We start from the raw sequence: 20,517 nt of genomic DNA on the forward strand, positions 1-20,517 counted from the left end.
AGAACAATGCAAAATTTAAAAGCAATTATAGTGGCGAGTTTAATGGCTGTTACGTCATTTTCAAGTGACGCGGGCCCTTCAAAAGAGTTATTTTGGGATGAGCTTATTCCTAAAGGTCATGTGCAATTAGAGCAACAAGATGCCGCTAGTCATAATGAAAATACCCAAGCTAACTGGGTGCAACCCGATTTAGATGCGCCAGTTGTTCAAGAATTAAATGGTAAAACAGTCAGTATTCCTGGCTTTGTAGTGCCGCTTGAAGGCGATGATGAGCTCATCACTGAGTTTTTATTAGTGCCTTATTTTGGCGCTTGTATTCATGTACCACCACCGCCACCAAATCAAATCGTGCATGTGATCATAAAAGACGGTGTACCAATTGACAGCTTATACGATGCAATTGTTGTAACGGGTGAACTTTCAACTAAAGGCTGGAGCGGTGAAATTGCCGAAGTAGGCTACACAATGAAAGGCATTGGCGTAGCACCATTTGAGGGTTAAGCTTCAATTTACGAGCTAATTTATTATTACAAACTTTAGCTCGTAACATTCTTTAACTTATTAACCTATCAGCATTCCTCGCCTTTTTTATTTTTTTGCCTTACACTTATTTTTAATTTATATCCCCTAGTAAAATAAAGGAAAAAACATGGCTCTAGCAACTGCAAGACACATTTTAGTAGACGACGAAGCAAAATGTAATGAACTAAAAGCGCAAATTGAAGCTGGTGCTGATTTTGCTGATATCGCAAAGCAAAACTCTAACTGTCCTTCAGGCTCTGAAGGTGGTGATTTAGGTGAGTTTGGCCCTGGTATGATGGTTCCTGAATTTGATAAAGTTGTATTTTCTGCACCTGTAAATACAGTTCAAGGTCCAGTACAAACACAGTTTGGTTATCATTTATTAGAAGTTACTAGCCGTAGCGAATAAAAATATCCAGTTTCTCGCATCAATCAGTAAGTGATGCGAGATATTTAAAATAACATTTGCCAGCAGTGGCCTATAAATCTGCAAAGCAGGTTTATTTTAAAAGGAATTCCCATGCAATTATTTGGTTCAACTAGTTCCCCTTATGTTCGTCGTATTCGCGTTTTATGTCATGAACTTGATATTCAACATGAATTTATTAACTTAAATATATTTGATGAGAAAGACCGCCAAACACTTATTGAGCTAAATCCAACGCGCAAAATCCCTATGCTAAAAGATGGTGAACAAGTCATTTTTGATTCAAATATCATTCACCGTTATTTAAAACATACATTTGAATTAGCACCACTGAATTGGCATCAAGAAAATCAACTTACATTAATTAATTCATGTAATGATTCATTAGTTGAAATGCTGATCTGCCAACGATCAGATCTAGACACAAAACAAGATAGTTTATTCTTTAATTTACAGAACGAACGTATTACAGAAGTACTGTCAGTACTGAATCAACAAGTGATGAATAAAGAGTTTAACTCCTTTGATTATCCTGAAATCAGCCTATACTGTTTAATAGACTGGATCCAATTTAGAGAGTTAAAAGATCTGTCAGTTTATCCAGCATTAGTGCATTTTTGGCAGTCTCATCAAAGCCGAACAAGCACGCAAAAGAACGACCCAAGGTTGTAAAGAGGTACACATGGATATTAAAGAATTGGCGCCTGAGCACTATGATGCTGTTATCGCATTGGGAAATTTAGTTCATGGCGATAATTATTTAGATCTTGAATCAATTAAATTGATCCATCAAAAAAGCATTAAAGATAATATAAATGCGAGTTTTATTGCTACAGAAAACAACCAACTTTTAGGCTTCAGACTCACTTATGCACCATTAAACTGGCAAGTAGATCAATGGTGCAGCAGTGAACTATGGCAAGTACCACTCGACAAAACCTGCTATTTTAAATGTAATACCGTTGCCGAAGCTGCTCGCGGTAAAGGCATAGGCGGCTTATTATTAGCCGAATCAGTTAGAGCTGTAAAAAAACAAGGTGGCGTTGCAGGCGCAAGCCATATTTGGATGCAAAGCCCTGGCAACTCAGCATTTCGCTATTTTACCAAAGCAGGTGGTGAATTAATCAAAATCCATCCTGATCGCTGGCTTCCAGATAGTTTAGAACACGGATATGTTTGTACGCTTTGTGGCAATGAATGCCATTGTGATGCAGCTGAAATGCTATTAAAATTTTAAATAGAAAAATAATAATAAAAATATGACATATGATCCGTTAATTTCAAAAAACTGTGCAGACCAACCTTTGCCCGATAGCTATTGGGCAAGTACCATAGCTTACCCTCAAGCTGCAAAGCCGTTAGTACAAAACCAACAAGTTGATGTCGCTATTATTGGTGGTGGCTTTACAGGGCTTTTAACAGCTTACTATTTAAGTACAGAATATCAAATTGATTGCTGTGTATTAGAAGCAAACCAAGTTGGCTTTGGTGCTAGCGGTCGAAATGCAGGTTTTGTACTCAAAGGCTCTGGACGTTTGAGTTACAGTCAAATGGCCAGCAAGTGGGATTTAGATATAGCTAAAGGCATTTACAATGAATTTAGCGAAGCCGTAAGCAGAGTTGAAGGTTTAATAGAGTCACATAATATTGATTGTGATAAGCAAGAAAATGGTTATTTGAAAATAGCACACAACAAAAAAGCACTGAGCTCTTTACAAGCTCAAAGTGACTTTATCGCTAAAAATATTGGCGGTAATTCAGAGTTTATTTCATCTGAAAAGCTTAAATCTGATTTTATGATAAACCATGAAGCTTATGGCGCATTAAGATTAAATGATGGTTTTGGTATTAACCCATTAAAATTAGTACTTGGCTATGGAGATATGGTTCGTAAACAAGGGATCAGCATTTTTGAGAAAACTCCTATATTAGATTGGCAGCATAATAGCGATAAACATATTCTCACTTGTCCTAATGGCACAGTAACCGCTAAGCAAGTTGTATGTGCAGCTAATGCTTATAACAGCCAAAAAACACATCAAGCAATTGCGCAAAGGTATTTGCCAATTCTCAGCAATATAATGGTCACTCGCCCGTTAACTAAACTTGAATTACAAATAACAGGCCTTAAAACCAATCAAGTCACTATGGATACGCGTACTTTAAAATACTATTACAGATTATTGCCTGATAATCGTATTTTATTTGGCGGTCGAGGTGCTGTAAAAGGCAAAAATCAAGATAAAGCAATTTATAAACAGCGATTGAATGCTGCATTAGGCCAATGCTTTCCAATATTAAAAAATATAAATATTGATTACTTCTGGAGTGGTTGGATAGCAGCTGCCTTAGATGATATGCCCCATATTTTTACTAATAATAATACTGCATATAGTTTAGGTTATTGTGGCTCTGGAGTGTCATTTAGTGCACAAGCCGCTTACAGACTCGCACAGCAAATAGCTAAAGATAAAGTCCCTGACTTACCTTTATATAGTGCACCTTTACCTAAATTTCCATTTGCCCAATTTAGACGTTTAGGCCAAGCTGCTTATTACAATTATGGTTGGTTAAAAGATAAATATTTATAGAAGTTTTGTGGATTGAGCTTTAGCTTAACTTTTTTAAAACAACCCCGTAAGACTGATGTCTCACATTACTTTATAAGCATATAGCAAAAAAACACAGTTGGTTGACTGTGTTTTTTAAGTTACAAACGGGTTGGGTTTGTGTCTAATGCTTTAAATTAATTTGAGATTACTTAGTTAGCGCATATGTTGCGCTCATTACTGTGACCGCAATAACTGAACCGACTGCAACAGCTGATTCCATGCCGTTAAATGCTAATACTCCCATCACTAAAGCGCCTAAAACAGAAGTTGTAAAAAGTTCGCCATTGCTTGAAGTATTCATAATCATTTCCTTTGTATAATCAGTTCAGTATTTAAATTAAGTTGCTACTTAGTAGCTGTTGAAATGAATAATAATGAAGTTTTTACGTAGTTATTTCATCTAAGTGTTTAGTGGTCAAATTGAGTGATAATGGGCTAAATAGTGTGATAGGCGATATGTAAATAAGCAAATCTCACCATTAACATATTGTATACATTATTCAAATTATGATGTACCTTGTGTTTCCAGAATGGTTTTCTAGTAAAGCATCTTATTAACAATCAAGAATCCATTCATACATTTAATAATAAAAATTAATTATGTAGGAGCTATTATGTCTTTAAAATTTAATAAGAAATTTGCGTTTAGTACACTTGCTTTATCAATTTCTTTAACGGTTCAGGCAGAAAATATAAATAAAAAGCAGTTCATTCAAAACAATGCACCTAAAAATAATAGTGCGATTAATGTTCTCAGTAATAAAGGACTTATTTGTGGTACTGATGAGACAAAACAAATCTGGGAACCTACAGGCTTAACCTCTACGCAGCTAGAAAAAAAAGTACAACAAAGAAAAGCCTCTAAAATAGCCGCTTTACACACAAACCCATCAGCAAACGTAACTGAAGAACAATTAGATCTTGCTGAGCGTTATTATATTCCTGTTGTAATACATGTTTATGGCGATGCACATAATTGTACTGAAGGTGATACTAGCTGGGGATGTGTGAGCGACGAAACAATTATTGATGGTTTAAATAAAACAAATGAAGATATTCAGGGCCTTAATACATTCGATGGTCCTATTTCAGAAGAATTCCAAGCTATTCGTCAAAATATGAATGTTGAGTTTGTATTAGCTAAGTTAGATCCTGATGGTAAGGCAACAACAGGTATTATCCGCCATAATGATGGCCAAACTTCAGGGTTTGGCAATATTGACGCCACAACTGAAGCAGAAATTTCAGCCGATGCCTGGGATAATTATAAATATATGAATATTTACCTACAGCATGATTTATATGCTGATGGTGTTACAAATAATTCAGGTGTAGCTTGGTACCCTTCTAAAAGTATGTCTGATAAAGGACTTGCCCGCGTAGTTTACAATGGTGCTTATGTTGGAAACAATACAACTGAAAACTTCCGCTCGGTACTTACACATGAATTTGGCCACTGGTTAAATTTAAAACATACTTTTAACGATTACACTTGTTCAGTAGATAGTGCGCTTTTCTGTGGTTTAAGCGGAGATAATATATGCGATACACCACAAATGGCTAGCAGCAGCGTTCAGGATAATGCTGAAAATTGTCTTGGAGAAGCGACAAATACAGAAAACTTCATGCATTACACGAATAATTACGCAATGTTCACACATGATCAAGTTGAGCGTTCAGTGGCGGCATTACACCACCCTGCTCGTGAAACTTTATGGTCTGATGAAAACTTAGAAAGTACGGGATTAGGTGAGTTTGCAACTGGTGCTTTACATGAATGGGATGGCACTGGTTTAGATGATTTACCAGACAGTGGCATTACATTATTGGAAGAAATAAATCTATCTGCAGAAAAAGACAATATTCAATATTTTGAGATTGATATAGCTGAAGGTACCGAACTACTTTATGTCTACTTAGATAATTACAAACAAGATCCTGACATGTATATGCGTTTAGGTGAGCAACCTGTAATGGATACTGAAGGTAATTGGACAACTGATTACACTTCATATAATGAAACTGGCAGCGCTGAATTCTTCAAAATATTCGCACCTAAGCCAGGAAAATACTTTGTCGCAATCCACGCATTTAGTGAATATGATAATGCAAGGTTACGCGTAAAAACATTTGATGATCCAACATTATGTAATGATTGCGTTCGCGTTACCTTGATTGACGAAAAAATATCTGGTGCTAAAGGCGAACTAAAAGAATATCAAGTGACATTACCACCAAGCGCTAAGCGTGCATTATTTGAGATCCCTGCTGGCTATTCAGGTGATCCAGATATATATGTAAAACAAGGTGAAATCATTACCTTTGATGATAATGATTGTGCTCCTTGGAAAGCAGCGGGTGCATTAGAGTCGTGTTTATTTGATGAAAGTAGAGTTGATACGGAAGGTGCCCCAATTCCTGTAGGGGGAACTTATAGCATGATGATAGATGGTTATTCTGAATATAGTGGTGCTTCATTTGTTGTCAGTTATGATATGCCGATAGAGTCAGCTCCTATAGCACAAGTAAATGGACCATATTCAGCAATCGAGACTGATGAAATCAGTTTTAGTAGTGAAGGCTCTGTAGACAATGATGGTAACATTGAAAAATACAATTGGTCATTTGGAGATGACACTCATAGTTCAGAAGCAAATCCAAAACATAGTTATGCAACTACTGGTGAGTATCATGTTTCTTTAACTGTTACTGATAACTTTGGCGCAACCCACATTAATAAAACAACAGTAACAATTTCAGAAGCAACGCCTCCAACACCTGAAATAGTTGCAACAACTTCAGTAAACGTCGGTGAACCGATACAATTCAATAGTGATAATTCAGCTATCGGTGATGCTGAGATTACAACATATGAATGGAATTTTGGAGATCTTTCAAGTAGTACTGAACAAAACCCAATTCATTATTTTGCAACTGAAGGCACTTATACTGTCTCTCTTAATTTAACTGACGCAAGAGGAAAAACAGCATCTGAAACAATGGATGTAACCGTTGCTGTTAAAGCTGAAATACCTGAAGTTAAAAAAAATTCAAGTAGTGGTAGCTTAGCTTGGTTATCTTTATGTTTATTAAGTTTTGGTGGATTTTCACGCCGTGTTAAAAACACTTAAGTGAATCAATAATTTCATATTTTAGCCTGTTAGCTAAAAAAATATGAAAAGCCTAATATTAAAAATGCCGCCTTTCAGCGGCATTTTTATATTGTAATCATCAATACTTTAAATAATCCACAGACTATTCCACCAATTTAATATAGAATTCTTTTAGAGCTTTATTTCAAGGATATTGGTTGAGAACACATTTAGGCCGCCGCCCCTTTACTGCAATGGAATTGCACGCTTTATTTAATGGTTATATATATTCTGATAGCAAAGTATCTAGAGAACAGCCAAAGCATTGGCATTTTTGGCTACCCGTTTTAGCGTATTATACTGGCGCTTATAGTGATGAAATTAGCCGACTTACCTTAAATGATATCATTGAGATTGATTCAAACTTATATTTTCACTTTCATACTAATGGCAAAATAAAATCCAGATTAGTACCCATCCACCCTGGTTTAATTCACGCGGGATTACTCAATTTTTTTGAATTTATTAAAGCACAAAATCAAAACAGGCTGATGTATGATCTCCCAGCTAAATCAGGACGCTATAGTGAAAAAGTAAGAATTTGGTTTTCTGGCGAAGGTGAACGATTTGGTTATTTACAAAAATGCGGCATTCCCAATATAGATCATGTTGGTCGAAAAGCTGCAATTAGCTCTTTTCGTCTAAACTTCGAAGAACAAATACGCATATTTGCCATTCAAGCCAAAAATAAAGATATCTTTCATTATTTACTTGGCTTTAATGAATATAATCAAAGTAACTTTGAACATTCGCAGCTATTAACCGACGTTGTAAAAAAACTTCGGCCTCTTTCAGATAAAACGACTTGGCAGCGATTTGTCGAACGTGAAAAAGCTTAGCTCTAAAACAGAGCCTTCCCCCCTCTTCACTTTCATTTACGATTTGTTACCAACTAACAGGTCGTAAACTTTATACTGCCCGCGAAATTTGTTACTTTTTTATTACTATTAAAATAAATCGTAATAATTATTTAATGAACCAGGGAACCTTCATGAAAAATAAAAATATTTCTATGCTGAAAAAAAGCATACTCGCTTTTAGCATAGGCTTTAGTCTTTGTGGTGTCACACAAGCAAATGAGTTTCAAGTTGCAAAAGTTGCAAAACCAAGTTTTCAACATGTGAATTTAATGCTAAATCCTGCAAAAGATAACTTTTCAGGCTCAACAACGATTAAATTAGAAGTGCTAAAAAAAACTAAAATCATTGAATTAAGTGGCAGAGATTACACAGCACAAATAATTAAGTTAATAGGCGATAAAAACTGTGATATGACAGCAACTATGCTAGAAACACATAAAGTTAGCTTAGAATGTGAACATGATATTCAACCTGGTAAATACACACTAAATATCGACTTTACGGCGCCTTTCAACAAACAATCTGTTGGTTTATATAAAACCATAGATAAAGAACTCCCTTATTTATTCACGCAATTTGAAATGAGCGATGCGCGTCGTGCATTTCCAGTTTTTGATGAGCCTAGTTACAAAATTCCATTTCAGCTAACAATTACCGCACCTAAAGATCAAAAAGTATATGCAAATACACCTGAGCTAAAAACTATTGTTGTTGGCAATATGGCAACACATCATTTTGATAAAACACCGCCTATTTCATCTTACTTAGTTGCTTTAGCAGTCGGTCCATTTGTTGAAACTAAAGTAGAAGGTATGCCGATTGAAGGTCGTATCATTACAAGTAAAGAAAAACAAAAATTAGCACAATATGCCGCAGATGAAATGCCTGCCATTTTAGCTTCCATGGAAGATTACTTTGGTAGCCCTTATCCATATAAAAAGCTAGATTCTGTTGGTGTGCCTGAGTTCCCGTTTGGTGCTATGGAAAATGCAGGTTTAGTCACTTATCGTGAAGATATTTTATTAGTAGACGCTGAAAACTCGAGCCAAAATGCAAAACAAAGATCCGTATCAGTTATCGCTCATGAGTTAGCACACCAATGGTACGGAAATTTAGTTACAATGAAATGGTGGAATGATCTTTGGTTAAATGAAGCCTTTGCAAGTTGGATGGCAGCTAAAATAACACATAAATTACACCCTGAATTTGGTTCTAACTTAAGCTTGCCGCAAAATCGCGTGATGGCAATGGATGCCCGCCTTTCAACAAAACCTATTCGTAAACCTATCAAAACTGAAGACGATATCATGGATGGTTTAGGTCTAGCTTACAGTAAAGGCAGCGCTGTGTTGTCTATGGTTGAAAACTGGATTGGCGAAGAAGACTTTAAAAAAGGCATCCAAGCTTATATGAAAGAGTTTGCATTTAAAAATGCCAGCGCTTCAGATCTTTGGAATGCGCTCGCTAAAGCCTCAGGTAAAGATGTACCTAGTGTTTTAAAATCATTTATTGAGCAATCTTCTTTCCCACTTGTTGCAGTAAAACAAAATGGTAAAACTATCTCGCTATCGCAAAGTCGTTTTGCTAATAAAGGCGTTGATGCGCCAGCACAACTGTGGAGCGTACCAGTTACGATTAAATATGGTCGCGGCAATGAAGTAAAAGAAGCAAAAGTTTTATTAAATTCAGATTTAGCAAAAGTTGAGTTAGATTTTGAGCCAGAATGGATTTACCCTGATGCAAATGCGATGGGCTATTACCGTTGGGTATTAGAAGACAAACAGTTAGACACTTTATTAACGAATGCAGCTGATGTATTAACAGCACGTGAAAGACGTGCATTTATCTCAGCGAGTGATGCCTTGTTAGATGCAGGTTTAATGTCTGGTGGTAACTTGCTTAAAACTTTAGGTCAATTTATTGATGATGCACACCCTAGAGTAGTCTCTATGGCACTAGGTTATATTCAAAGCCAAAAATCTGTCTTTATTGACGAAAGCAATGAAGATGTATGGGCTAACTTTATTACAGCAAAAGCACAAAGCGCGTTAAATAAATATGGAGTAACTGCTAAGCAAGGTGAAGAAGCTGCTATTAGCAAGCTGAGACCGCAACTTATTAGTCTGTTAGCATTTGAAGGTAAAGATAAAAACATTATCAACCTAGCTAAAAAAGAGTCTGCTAAATACATAAAAGATAGCACTAAAGTTGACCCATATACTGCTGGTACATATTTAGAAATTGCCGCATTTTATGGTGATGAAAAGCAATTAACTCACTTCACTCAGGCGTTTGAAACAACGCAAGACCCTCAAGCCCGCACTAACTTATTAATTGCGCTATCTTACTTTGGTAATAAACATCTGCAGCTTAAAATATTAGACTACATGATGACAGATAAAATAACGGCATCTGATATGCGCTATATTATGAGTGGTCATACGTATAAAAAAGCGCGTAAAGCACGATTCCAAAATTGGGTTTATACAAATTACGATGCACTAAGCAAAAAATTACCGCCTTTTTCATTACCACATTTACCGAGTTACACTGGTGCTGGTTGTGATGCTAAAGACTTAAAAGAAACACAAAATTTCTTCACACCTAAGCTTGAAGCTACACCTGCTTTTGGTCGCACTTTAAGTAAGATTGAAGAAAGCGTAAATGATTGTATTAGGCTTAAGAATAGAGAGATAGCTTCGGTTAACCAATACCTAAAGCAGCTTTAAGTTAAGTGTTTAATTTATAATTATTAAACATACGCGGCTCAAGTCCGGTTACGTCGTATAAAATCCCGCCTAATGTGCGGGATTTTTTCGTTGGAGTACATCATAAGGCTAAAAGCTTTCGGGCTAATTAAAAAATGATGAATATTGTAGGTAAGACTTCAGTCTTACGAGCTCAATATTAAAGTTAAGCTAAAGTTCAATCTAGAAAACCTCGAAACCTCGAAACCTCGAAACCTCACAAACAAATCACCAAGTATTTTTAAGCTATGCCTTAACATGTTATCTTATACGCCATATTGATGGTCCCAAATGAAGCTAACTCATGAGTCATACAAACAAAAAAATATTATTAGCCATATCAGGTGGTATTGCTGCTTATAAATGCCCAGAATTAGTAAGGCGCTTAAAAGAGCGCGGTATGCAAGTCAAAGTAGTTATGACTCAATCTGCACAATCATTTGTCACACCTTTATCGCTACAAGCAGTATCTGGAGAACCTGTTTCAGACTCTTTATTAGATCCAAGCGCAGAAGCTGCTATGGGCCATATTGAGTTTGCTAAATGGGCTGATTTAATTTTAGTTGCTCCAGCCACCGCTAATATCATAGCTAAGATGACTCACGGTATTGCCGATGACTTATTAACAACCCTGCTATTAGCAACGCCAGCAAAAGTCGCTGTTGCACCCGCTATGAATCAACAAATGTATGCCCATGCATCAACACAAGCTAATTTAAATACTTTAAAACAACGTAATGTAGATATCTGGGGCCCAGCAAGTGGTGAACAAGCCTGTGGTGATTTAGGTTTAGGTCGCATGTTAGATCCACTCGATATTGTTGAGCATTGCATAAACTTTTTTGATGAAAAAAATAACAGTACAAAAGGTGATTTACTAAAAGGAAAAACAGTAACCATCACAGCAGGACCGACTCGTGAAGCTTTAGACCCAGTACGTTATATTAGTAATCATAGCTCAGGAAAAATGGGATATGCATTGGCTATTGCAGCCGAGCAATTAGGCGCAACAGTCAATATTATTAGTGGTCCGGTTAGCTTATCTACACCAAATAATGTTAGCAGAGTGAATGTTTCAAGTGCCCTAGATATGCAGCAAGCGGCATTAGAATTCGCACCACAATCAGATATTTTTATTGGTTGTGCTGCAGTAGCTGATTATCGCGCAGCAGATATACAAACTCAAAAAATTAAAAAACAAGGCGATGAAATATCATTAACTTTAGTGAAAAACCCTGACGTTATCGCCTCTGTGGCATCTTTAAAAAATAATAGGCCTTTTACTGTTGGTTTCGCTGCTGAAACACAAAACGTCGCCCAATACGCTCAAGGTAAATTAAAAAACAAAAACTTAGATATGATTTGTGCAAATGACGTATCTCAAGAAGGCTTAGGTTTTAACTCAGAGCGTAATGCTTTAACCCTTTACTGGCATGATAAACAAGGTAAGGATGCCCAGTTAAACCTACCCGAAGACAGTAAGCAAGCATTAGCTATCCAGATCATAAAAACCATTGCTAATGCTTGTTTTTAAAGTGCTGCCACTTTATGATAACTGCCAAATAAAAAGCTTAGTCCTAAAATAAGAATAAGAAGTAAGGGATAAAAATGCCTGCTAAAAAAAGTAGCAATAGAAAAGAACAAATACTGCAATCATTAGCGCAAATGCTTGAAACAAACCCAGGTCAAAGGATCACTACAGCTAAATTAGCTGCTGAGGTCGGTGTTTCTGAAGCTGCGTTATATCGCCACTTCCCAAGTAAAGCAAGAATGTTTGAAGGTCTAATTGAGTTTATTGAAGATACTTTATTATCTCGCATCAATATCATTTTAGATAATGAAAAAGATACACAAAGCCGCATGTATAATATTTTAATGCTACTTTTAGGCTTTGCAGAAAAAAACCCTGGTATTACCCGTATTTTGACAGGCGATGCATTACAAGGCGAGCAAGAACGCTTACGTGCACGTATTCAAGGTCTGTTTGAAAAACTAGAAACCCAATTCAAGCAAGTATTAAGAGAGCGTAAATTACGCGAATCAAAAACCTTCACTATTGACGAATCTCATTTAGCTAATTTATTTTTGGCTTTTGTAGAAGGTAAAATGAACCAATTTGTGCGCTCTGATTTCAAACAAAAACCAAGTGCGTCATTTGAAGCACAGTGGCAGCAGCTGTCATTTGCTTGGCATTAATAGCTTTCAATAAATATGCCTACATTCTAGTGGGCATAATTTCACACTCTTATTAAATCAGCATTTATTAAATAATCATCAAATTGCTCTCAATTTAATATCTTTTCTCTATCGATTCATCTCATTTGTATTCAATTCAACTCATTTTCGCTCGACCTCACTTGTTGAATGTTTACAATAGGTTCACCTTAAACACATTAATAGTTTTGAATTTAATTTATGAAACGTCTCCTCTCTATCGTCGCGAGCGCCATTGTTCTAGCAACAACACCCGTTCACGCTCAAGAAGCTCTACAATTTAATGATGTATTTGATTTTAAATATGCTAAGTCTCAGCAGTTATCTGAAAATGGTAAAATTTTAGCGCTATCTGCAACGCCTTACCGTGGTAATGCTCAAGGCCAAGTATATAACCTTGTAAACAATGATCTGTTAAGCCAAGTGCCTATGGGCACTAAACCTGTTATAAATAAAAACGCTAGCTGGGTGGCTTTTACAGTAAAACCGAGCTTATTAAAAAGTGAAAGTGCTTCAAAAAAAGAAAAAAAACAGCTTAAAAATTCACTGACATTGATCAATGCGAATACAGCTGAAAAATTTGAATTTGAAAATATAAAAGACTTTAAATTATCTGATGATGGTTTATGGCTAGCCTACAGATTAGATGAAAAGTCAGATGATAAAAAAACAGATAAAGAATCTGATACAAAAGAAAAGCCATCAGACAAGAAAAAAGATAAGTCTGCAATAAAAGCAGATAAAAAAGACACGTCATACAACTTAGTTATCGTTAGCTTAAAAGATCAATCAAGTCACACTTTAAATAACATTTTAACGTATGGCTTTAGTCATGCGAGTCAACAAATGTTAGTAAGCAAAGTCGTTAAAGATGGCGTTAAAAACCAAATATCTTTAATTGATTTAGCAAAAGATTATAACGCAACATCACTTATGAGTGAGCCGGGCATAGTTGCAAGCAAAATAAGCTGGCATCCTGAGCAAGCTAGTGTTGCATTTACTGCTGGTAACTACATTAATGATGATAAACGTCGCCGTGAATATCAACTTTATATTTGGCATGATAAACAAGGTGAATTAGCTAAAGTAAATACGCCAAAAGAAAACTGGTTTATTGGTAAAACAGCCGATATTAGCTGGTCTGAAACAGGTGAAAGACTTTACTTTAAAACACGCCCAGAACTTGCTAAAAAAATCGAAAAAAAGAAATATAAAACAGCTGAAGATTTAACTGATTACGCTACGATTCGTGACCAAAAAGGCTTAAAAGTTTGGCACAATAATGACGCAGAAATAAAACCAAGAGAGCAAATAACTTGGAATAAAGACAATAAAAACCGTCATTTTCAAGCTGTTTACCACTTATCAACTAAACAAAGCATTCAGTTAGCGACACCTGATATGAATGATGTAAATTTGCATAAAGAAAAACTGGCATTATTAGGTGAATCAAATAATAAACACCTAGAACGCATCATGTATGAAGGTTTTTTTGCTGATTATTATGCGGTTGATGTCAATACAGGTAAGCGAAAAGAGATTTTATCAGATACACGCACAAGGCCTACGCTATCACCAAAAGGCGGCTTTGCAGCTTACTTTGATAAGGGTCATGTGCAGCTTAAAAACATGAAAACTGCTAAATTAAGCAACCTAACACAAGCTATTCGTAGCAGTTTTGCTGATGATCAACATGATTATCCTACAGAAGTGCCTGGTTATGGTTTTGCAGGCTGGATGAGCGATGGCAGCGCTGTTTTAGTTTATGATAAATACGATATTTGGGCATTTGATACTGGCTCATTGAAAGCAACACGTTTAACTGATGGCGCAAAAAGCAATACCCGTTATCGTGTTATCAAGCTTGATAAAACAACTGTTGGTTTTAAAAAGGGTGATACTGTATTTGTTAAAGCAATCAACCTTCAAGATAAACAAACTGAAATTGCTAAGTTAAACTTGAGCGACAACTCACTGACGAAAGTACTAACAGGTCAAAGCCGTTTTGATTTAATCAAAAAAGCAAAACACGCCGATAAATTATTATTTACTCAGCAAAGTTACCATCAATTCCCTGATATTTGGCAAACTGATGCTAACTTTAAAAACAAACAACAAGTTACGAAACTAAACCCACAAATGAAAAACTTTGATTGGGCTCAAAAACCTGAACTTGTTAGCTATAAAGGTTGGGATGGTGAAGACCTTCAAGGTGTATTAATTAAGCCTGCAGGTTACAAAAAAGGCGATAAGCTACCTGTTGTTATCTACTTTTACCGTTATATGAGTCAACGCATGTATGACTTCCCTAAAATGGAGTTAAACCATAGGCCTAACTTCCCTATGTTCACTTCTAATGGTTATGCGATATTTTTACCTGATATCCGTTTTGAAGTTGGGCATCCAGGCCGCTCTTCAACTAAAACCATGATCAATGCTGCACAAAAACTAATTGATTTAGGCATCGCAGATCCAGATAAGATTGGTTTACAAGGTCATTCATGGGCAGGTTACCAAAGTGCGTTTATGGTGACACAAACGGATATGTTTAAAGCTGTCGTTTCAGGTGCGCCAGTATCTAATATGACAAGTGCTTATAGTGGTATACGTTTAAAATCTGGTTTAGCACGTCAATTTCAGTATGAAACAGGCCAAAGCCGCATAGGTAAAAACTTATTTGAAGCACCTAAACTTTATATTGAAAACTCACCAGTATTTTTTGCGGATAAAGTTAATACACCTATTATGATCATGTTTGGTGATAAAGATGGCGCTGTACCTTGGCAAGAAGGCATTCAATACTACCTAGCGCTACGTAGAGCAGACAAAGATGCGATCTTCTTACAATACGAAGGTGAACCTCATCACTTAAAAAAATTCCCTAATCAGGTCGATTTTTCAATTCGTATGATGGAATATTTTGATCATCACCTTAAAGGAAAACCTGCTCCAGTATGGATGCAAAAAGGCGAAGCTTTTATTGAAGAGTAACACTTAATTCTTGAAGCTAACCTTAAAAGATAAGCTTCAATTAGCATAAACAAAAAGGCCGTGACTATTAAATCACGGCCTTTTTATATTTTGTAAACATTATACCAATTGTACTAAGTAAGTTCCCACTCAGAGCCTTTGGGGGTTTTCAATTCTAGGCATGTTATCGCAGTAATGGTCATACCCTTAAAAGATAACATAACAACGAAGTGTAAATCCCCTGAGGCTCCTGTAAGGCGGGTTTAAAAGCGATTTATACTGCGTTAAATAATTTTGAAATAGAATAACTATGACTTCAATTATTTGCCTTGTCTAAAGCGCTTTTAACTCCCGCTGAATGGGAAGTTAATTAATACAATTGGTATTACTTACGCTTTTTATTACCGCCAACACGCGGTTTAGTATTAGCAGTATTAAACTGGCTAGAACCTGTATGGCGAGATAAAGCTGGACGACCGCCCTTTTTAGCTGCACCTGGCTTAGCATTTTGATATTTGCCATTGCCTTTAGCCGAACCTCGTTTTTCTTCACGCGATTCTGGTGGTACTAAATGCTGCGGTGCTTTACCAATTAAATTAGCCATGCCCATTTTACGTAACGCTTCACGAATAATCGGCCAACCAGATGGATCGTGGTAACGTAAAATTGCTTTATGTAAGCGACGCTGACGTGCGCCTTTAGGTACTGGCACTTCGTCTTTATTATTTTTAATATTACGCAACGAGTTCATTTCTGTATGGTAAATGGTTGTTGCATTTGCCATAGGAGATGGATAAAAGTTTTGTACTTGATCTAATTTAAAGTTTTGTGACTTTAACCAAATTGCCAAGTTAACCATATCTTTATCTGTGGTACCTGGGTGCGCAGATATAAAATAAGGGATCAAATACTGCTTTTTACCCGCTTCTTTAGAGTATTTATCAAATAGCTCTTTGAATTTATCATATGTGCCCATACCAGGTTTCATCATGCGAGATAATGGACCTTCTTCAGTATGCTCTGGTGCAATTTTTAAATAACCACCTACATGATGTGTTGCAAGCTCTTTAATATAACGCGGATCTTCAATGGCTAGATCGTAACGCACACCTGATGCAATTAAGATCTTTTTAATACCTTTAACTTCACGTGCTTTTTTATAAAGCGATATTGTTGGGCTATGATCCGTATCCATATGCTTACAAATGTCAGGGAAAACACAAGATAAACGGCGACACGTACTCTCGGCTTTTTTGCTCTTACATCTTAATTTGTACATGTTAGCGGTTGGACCGCCTAAGTCAGAAATGACACCAGTAAAACCAGGTACTTTATCTCTGATCTGTTCAATTTCATTTATGATAGATTCTTCAGAGCGACTTTGAATAACACGCCCTTCATGCTCCGTAATAGAACAGAAAGAACAGCCACCAAAACAACCACGCATAATATTTACAGAAGTTTTGATCATATCAAACGCTGGAATCTTTTTATCACCATAGCTTGGGTGAGGTACGCGTTGATAAGGTAAATCAAATACGTGATCCATTTCTTCAGTTTCAAGTGGGATCGCAGGCGGATTTACCCAAATATGGCGATCACCGTGACGTTGAAATAATGCTCTTGCACAACCAGAGTTTGTTTCTTGATGCAAAATACGAGAAGCATGTGCATATAAAGGTTTATTAACACTTACTTGTTCAAAAGCAGGCAGCTTAACATAGGTATTTTCCCATGGCTTTTGACGTTCTTTTTTTGTTTTATGAGGCTGCACCATGATAGGTTTTGCTGCTTCTTCAGCTAAATCTATACCAGCTTGCTTAAACTCTGATTTATCACAGCCAACATCATCAGCACCATAAGGGTTTGGGATCGGATCTATTTTACCAATTTTATCGATTGCTGTTGAATCAGAACCACGCCAACCCGGCAAAGGCTCTTTACGAATAACAGCTGTACCACGTACATTATGGATTTGGGATGGCGCTTCACCATTTGCTATTCTATGGGCTATTTCAACTAAAGGACGCTCAGCATTACCGTAAACTAGAATATCTGCTTTAGCATCAAAAATAACACTACGACGTACTTTTTCAGACCAATAATCAAAATGAGCAATACGGCGTAAACTCGCCTCAATACCACCAATTACGACAGGCACATCTTTATATGCTTCTTTACATCTTTGGCTATAAACCAATACGGCACGGTCTGGGCGTTTTCCACCCACATTATCAGGTGTGTAAGCATCATCATGTCTCATACGCTTTTCAGCAGTATAACGATTGATCATTGAATCCATATTACCCGCAGTCACACCATAAAATAGATTTGGTTTACCTAATTCCATAAAGGCGTTTTTATTTGACCAATCAGGCTGAGAAATAATACCAACTCTAAAGCCTTGCGCCTCTAAAACTCGGCCTATTACTGCCATACCAAAGCTTGGATGATCTACATAAGCATCACCAGTAACCACTATAATGTCACAGCTATCCCAGCCTAACGCGTCCATTTCAGCGCGTGTAGTCGGTAAAAAAGGCGATGTATCGTAACACTCAGCCCAATATTTTGGATAAGAGAAAAGTCCGCTATGTGGCGATAAAGCTATCATTCAATGACTCTAGTAAATGCAAAGGGTGCGGATTATACACGAGTTTAACGCTAAGGTGAATTGTTTAAATATTAAGCAGGCAATTATCAACTCTGCTCAATATTTTAAATAACTGATTAGAGGGGTTTAAGTTAGCTATCGAGATTTATGCCATTACATTTTACAAATTCAATTAGCTCTTGTGCTGGTAAAGGTTTTGAATACATAAAGCCCTGTGCTTCATCACAACCTAAATTTATAAGATAATTAGCTTGGTCTTGTGTTTCTATGCCTTCAGCTATGGTTTTTAGGTTCATTTTTTTACCTAAAGAAACAATCAGTTCAGCAATTGCACCGGCATCTTTTTCAGGGATATCTTTTACAAAAGCGCGATCTATTTTAATGCGGCTGATAGGCAATTTTTGCAAGTAACTTAAAGACGAAAATCCTGTACCAAAATCATCTATCGCAATCTCAATACCATAATCTTTTAATTCAGTTAACACGTTGATCACAGCTTGAGGATCATCCATTACAACGCTTTCAGTTACTTCAAGCTCTAAACAGCTAGGATCAACACCATATTTATCTAAGGTATCTTTTACTTGTTGCACATAGTTAGGGTTCCTAAACTGAGGCACCGATACATTAACAGCCATTCTTACTCTATAACCTTCGGATTCTAGCTGTTTTTGCTGCATACAGGCTTGTTCAAGTACCCATTGACCTATTTCAACTATCATTCCCGCATCTTCCGCTAGCGGCACAAAAACAGCTGGAGAAATAAAGCTACCATCGCTGGCAGGCCAACGTAATAAAGCCTCGCAACCTATCATTTTTAAATTTTTAAAATCAATTTGTGGTTGATACCATACTTTCAATTTATTATCAGCGAAGTCTTGTCTTAACTGACGAATAATACCTAATCGCCATGTCATTTTTTCTTCCATTTCAGGAAGGTAAAACTCATAATTATTTTGAGATTTGGTTTTTGCTAAATTCAGTGCAATATAAGCGCTTTTTAATGTTTGCAAACCGCTTTTATTAAAGTGCTCACCATCACAAATACCAAATGTAAAATCTATCGGTAATAAATGCTCACCCGCTCTTAAAGGTGCATGTAATAGTTCATTTAATCGTTCAGGCTCTAATAGAGATTTATCGATAACTACTGCAAATACATCAGCACCGATTCGCGATAATAAACTCGCATCTGGTAATTCTTCTTGTAATCTAGTAACAACAGATTTCAATAATAAATTACCTATGTCTTGCCCTAAACCATTATTAATATCTGAAAACTGTGAAATATCAATCAAAAATAAACGGTTACTTTGTCCTTGATCAGTTGCATAGGTTGATACTTTATCAACAAAATCTGTTCTGTTAGATAAACCCGTTAATGCATCTTTAAATGCAGAATTTCTCAAACTATTGAAAAGTTTTATATTATCAAAGCCAACATCTACATTAGTTAAAAATATTTCTGCAAACTGTAATTGTGCTTGAGATGGCGGGTTTGTAAGTTCAAGAAAAACGGCTGACTGCTGTTCATTTGCATTTAATATAAAGGTAATATCAAACTCGGTTATTTGCAGTTTTCTGTGTGTTATACAATTTTGAATTTGATGTATGGCACGACCATTATCCAGCTGTTCAATACCTAGCCCCACTGAGCCTTGATACTCTGAACTACCACCTAATATAAGCAACTCATTATTTGTTTTAGCACACAAAACACCTAACGCAGGGCAGTCTAAAATATCAGCCAACTGTGTTACTACGGCATTTGAAAAATCATGAATATCTGTAATACCAAGAATTGATTTTGAAGCTGAAATAACTTTTTCTAGCCCAAGACTTTGCTGCTCTAATTGACGAAGTTGCTCATATGAGCGAATAGCAGCCACTAAAGAAGTTACAAGTTTACTACGTGTTAATTCTGTTTTTGTTTTATAGTCATTGATATCGTATTCACGTATGACCTGCTCTTCAGGCGCATAACCAGGTTGCCCTGTTCTTAAAATGATACGAATATTATTGTTTTTAAGGGTTTCACGAATATGTTTAACTGCATTTAAACCTGCGTCGTCACTTTCCATAACAACATCAAGCAAAACTACAGCTATATTGTGGTTTTTAGATAAGAAGTCAATCGCCTCTTTACCTGAATATGCATGAGAGAATCTTAAGGGTTTATCCCAAAACAAAACACCAGACAGCGCCAGTTGTGTCACTGAATGTATTTCAGAATCATCATCAACTATAAGCACATCCCAAAATTCAGTGTGCTGAATTTCTTGTTCAGGCTCATCCTCTTGTAAAAACAGGAAGTCATCATGGTCTGCTTCGGTCATGTCACCTCAATAATGAAGAAATATTTACATAAATGTGAAAGTTATGTTTATTGTTATAATACT

General features: G+C 36.3%; 14 protein-coding genes. 11 read left to right on the forward strand and 3 right to left on the reverse strand.

Going from position 1 to position 20,517, the window contains the following annotated elements:
• Window positions 1-6 precede the first annotated feature (6 nt).
• The 5 genes from KO527_RS24895 (at window position 7) to KO527_RS24915 (ending at window position 3,540) form a co-directional block, all read left to right on the forward strand.
• Complete coding sequence (locus tag KO527_RS24895) at window positions 7-501, forward strand: DUF3299 domain-containing protein (RefSeq protein ID WP_216042944.1); 495 nt, start codon at window positions 7-9, stop codon at window positions 499-501.
• Between the two features lie 148 nt (window positions 502-649).
• A complete protein-coding gene (locus tag KO527_RS24900; protein WP_042152288.1) occupies window positions 650-931 on the forward strand; it encodes a peptidylprolyl isomerase in 282 nt (93 codons plus the stop codon).
• A 111-nt stretch (window positions 932-1,042) separates the two neighbouring features.
• On the forward strand, window positions 1,043-1,621 hold the full coding sequence (locus KO527_RS24905; protein ID WP_042152291.1) for a glutathione S-transferase family protein: 579 nt from the start codon (window positions 1,043-1,045) through the stop codon (window positions 1,619-1,621).
• A 10-nt stretch (window positions 1,622-1,631) separates the two neighbouring features.
• Window positions 1,632-2,186: a GNAT family N-acetyltransferase gene (locus KO527_RS24910; RefSeq protein ID WP_216042945.1), complete on the forward strand. Its 555-nt coding sequence runs from the start codon at window positions 1,632-1,634 to the stop codon at window positions 2,184-2,186.
• Window positions 2,187-2,208: 22 nt separating this feature from the next.
• On the forward strand, window positions 2,209-3,540 hold the full coding sequence (locus KO527_RS24915) for an FAD-binding oxidoreductase (RefSeq protein WP_216042946.1): 1,332 nt from the start codon (window positions 2,209-2,211) through the stop codon (window positions 3,538-3,540).
• Between the two features lie 166 nt (window positions 3,541-3,706).
• Here the strand turns inward: KO527_RS24915 and KO527_RS24920 are convergent, their stop codons facing one another.
• Window positions 3,707-3,862: a hypothetical protein gene (locus tag KO527_RS24920; RefSeq protein ID WP_216042947.1), complete on the reverse strand. Its 156-nt coding sequence runs from the start codon at window positions 3,860-3,862 to the stop codon at window positions 3,707-3,709.
• A gap of 313 nt (window positions 3,863-4,175) precedes the next feature.
• Between KO527_RS24920 and KO527_RS24925 the strand changes: the two genes are divergently transcribed.
• The 6 genes from KO527_RS24925 to KO527_RS24950 all read left to right on the forward strand — a co-directional run bounded on the left by KO527_RS24925 (window position 4,176) and on the right by KO527_RS24950 (window position 15,525).
• Entirely contained in the window at window positions 4,176-6,692 is a 2,517-nt protein-coding gene (locus KO527_RS24925) for a M43 family zinc metalloprotease (protein ID WP_216042948.1), read from the forward strand.
• A gap of 179 nt (window positions 6,693-6,871) precedes the next feature.
• Window positions 6,872-7,552, forward strand: coding sequence for a hypothetical protein (locus tag KO527_RS24930; protein WP_216042949.1), 681 nt, complete (start codon window positions 6,872-6,874; stop codon window positions 7,550-7,552).
• A gap of 173 nt (window positions 7,553-7,725) precedes the next feature.
• Window positions 7,726-10,302, forward strand: coding sequence for a M1 family metallopeptidase (locus KO527_RS24935; RefSeq protein WP_216043012.1), 2,577 nt, complete (start codon window positions 7,726-7,728; stop codon window positions 10,300-10,302).
• Between the two features lie 322 nt (window positions 10,303-10,624).
• The gene (gene coaBC, locus KO527_RS24940) at window positions 10,625-11,854 is read left to right on the forward strand and encodes a bifunctional phosphopantothenoylcysteine decarboxylase/phosphopantothenate--cysteine ligase CoaBC (protein WP_216042950.1); all 1,230 of its coding nucleotides are present in this window, start codon (window positions 10,625-10,627) and stop codon (window positions 11,852-11,854) included.
• Window positions 11,855-11,928: 74 nt separating this feature from the next.
• Window positions 11,929-12,516 carry a nucleoid occlusion factor SlmA gene (slmA, locus tag KO527_RS24945; RefSeq protein WP_042152307.1) on the forward strand — a complete coding sequence of 196 codons (588 nt, stop codon included), beginning with the start codon at window positions 11,929-11,931 and terminating at the stop codon, window positions 12,514-12,516.
• Window positions 12,517-12,735: 219 nt separating this feature from the next.
• Complete coding sequence (locus tag KO527_RS24950; protein WP_216042951.1) at window positions 12,736-15,525, forward strand: prolyl oligopeptidase family serine peptidase; 2,790 nt, start codon at window positions 12,736-12,738, stop codon at window positions 15,523-15,525.
• A gap of 364 nt (window positions 15,526-15,889) precedes the next feature.
• On the opposite strand, the gene KO527_RS24955 is transcribed toward KO527_RS24950, so the two are convergent.
• Entirely contained in the window at window positions 15,890-18,118 is a 2,229-nt protein-coding gene (locus tag KO527_RS24955; RefSeq protein WP_216042952.1) for a YgiQ family radical SAM protein, read from the reverse strand.
• Window positions 18,119-18,249: 131 nt separating this feature from the next.
• Complete coding sequence (locus KO527_RS24960) at window positions 18,250-20,454, reverse strand: EAL domain-containing protein (protein WP_216042953.1); 2,205 nt, start codon at window positions 20,452-20,454, stop codon at window positions 18,250-18,252.
• Between the last annotated feature and the right edge of the window lie 63 nt (window positions 20,455-20,517).

The organism is Pseudoalteromonas sp. C2R02, from assembly GCF_018860845.1.
Lineage (GTDB): Bacteria > Pseudomonadota > Gammaproteobacteria > Enterobacterales > Alteromonadaceae > Pseudoalteromonas.

Coding starts and splice junctions, on each gene's coding strand:
- KO527_RS24895 (WP_216042944.1), top strand. CDS start 7: ATGCAAAATTTAAAAGCAATTATAGTGGCGAGTTTAATGGCTGTTACG.
- KO527_RS24900 (WP_042152288.1), top strand. CDS start 650: ATGGCTCTAGCAACTGCAAGACACATTTTAGTAGACGACGAAGCAAAA.
- KO527_RS24905 (WP_042152291.1), top strand. CDS start 1,043: ATGCAATTATTTGGTTCAACTAGTTCCCCTTATGTTCGTCGTATTCGC.
- KO527_RS24910 (WP_216042945.1), top strand. CDS start 1,632: ATGGATATTAAAGAATTGGCGCCTGAGCACTATGATGCTGTTATCGCA.
- KO527_RS24915 (WP_216042946.1), top strand. CDS start 2,209: ATGACATATGATCCGTTAATTTCAAAAAACTGTGCAGACCAACCTTTG.
- KO527_RS24920 (WP_216042947.1), bottom strand. CDS start 3,862: ATGAATACTTCAAGCAATGGCGAACTTTTTACAACTTCTGTTTTAGGC.
- KO527_RS24925 (WP_216042948.1), top strand. CDS start 4,176: ATGTCTTTAAAATTTAATAAGAAATTTGCGTTTAGTACACTTGCTTTA.
- KO527_RS24935 (WP_216043012.1), top strand. CDS start 7,726: ATGCTGAAAAAAAGCATACTCGCTTTTAGCATAGGCTTTAGTCTTTGT.
- coaBC (WP_216042950.1), top strand. CDS start 10,625: ATGAGTCATACAAACAAAAAAATATTATTAGCCATATCAGGTGGTATT.
- slmA (WP_042152307.1), top strand. CDS start 11,929: ATGCCTGCTAAAAAAAGTAGCAATAGAAAAGAACAAATACTGCAATCA.
- KO527_RS24950 (WP_216042951.1), top strand. CDS start 12,736: ATGAAACGTCTCCTCTCTATCGTCGCGAGCGCCATTGTTCTAGCAACA.
- KO527_RS24955 (WP_216042952.1), bottom strand. CDS start 18,118: ATGATAGCTTTATCGCCACATAGCGGACTTTTCTCTTATCCAAAATAT.
- KO527_RS24960 (WP_216042953.1), bottom strand. CDS start 20,454: ATGACCGAAGCAGACCATGATGACTTCCTGTTTTTACAAGAGGATGAG.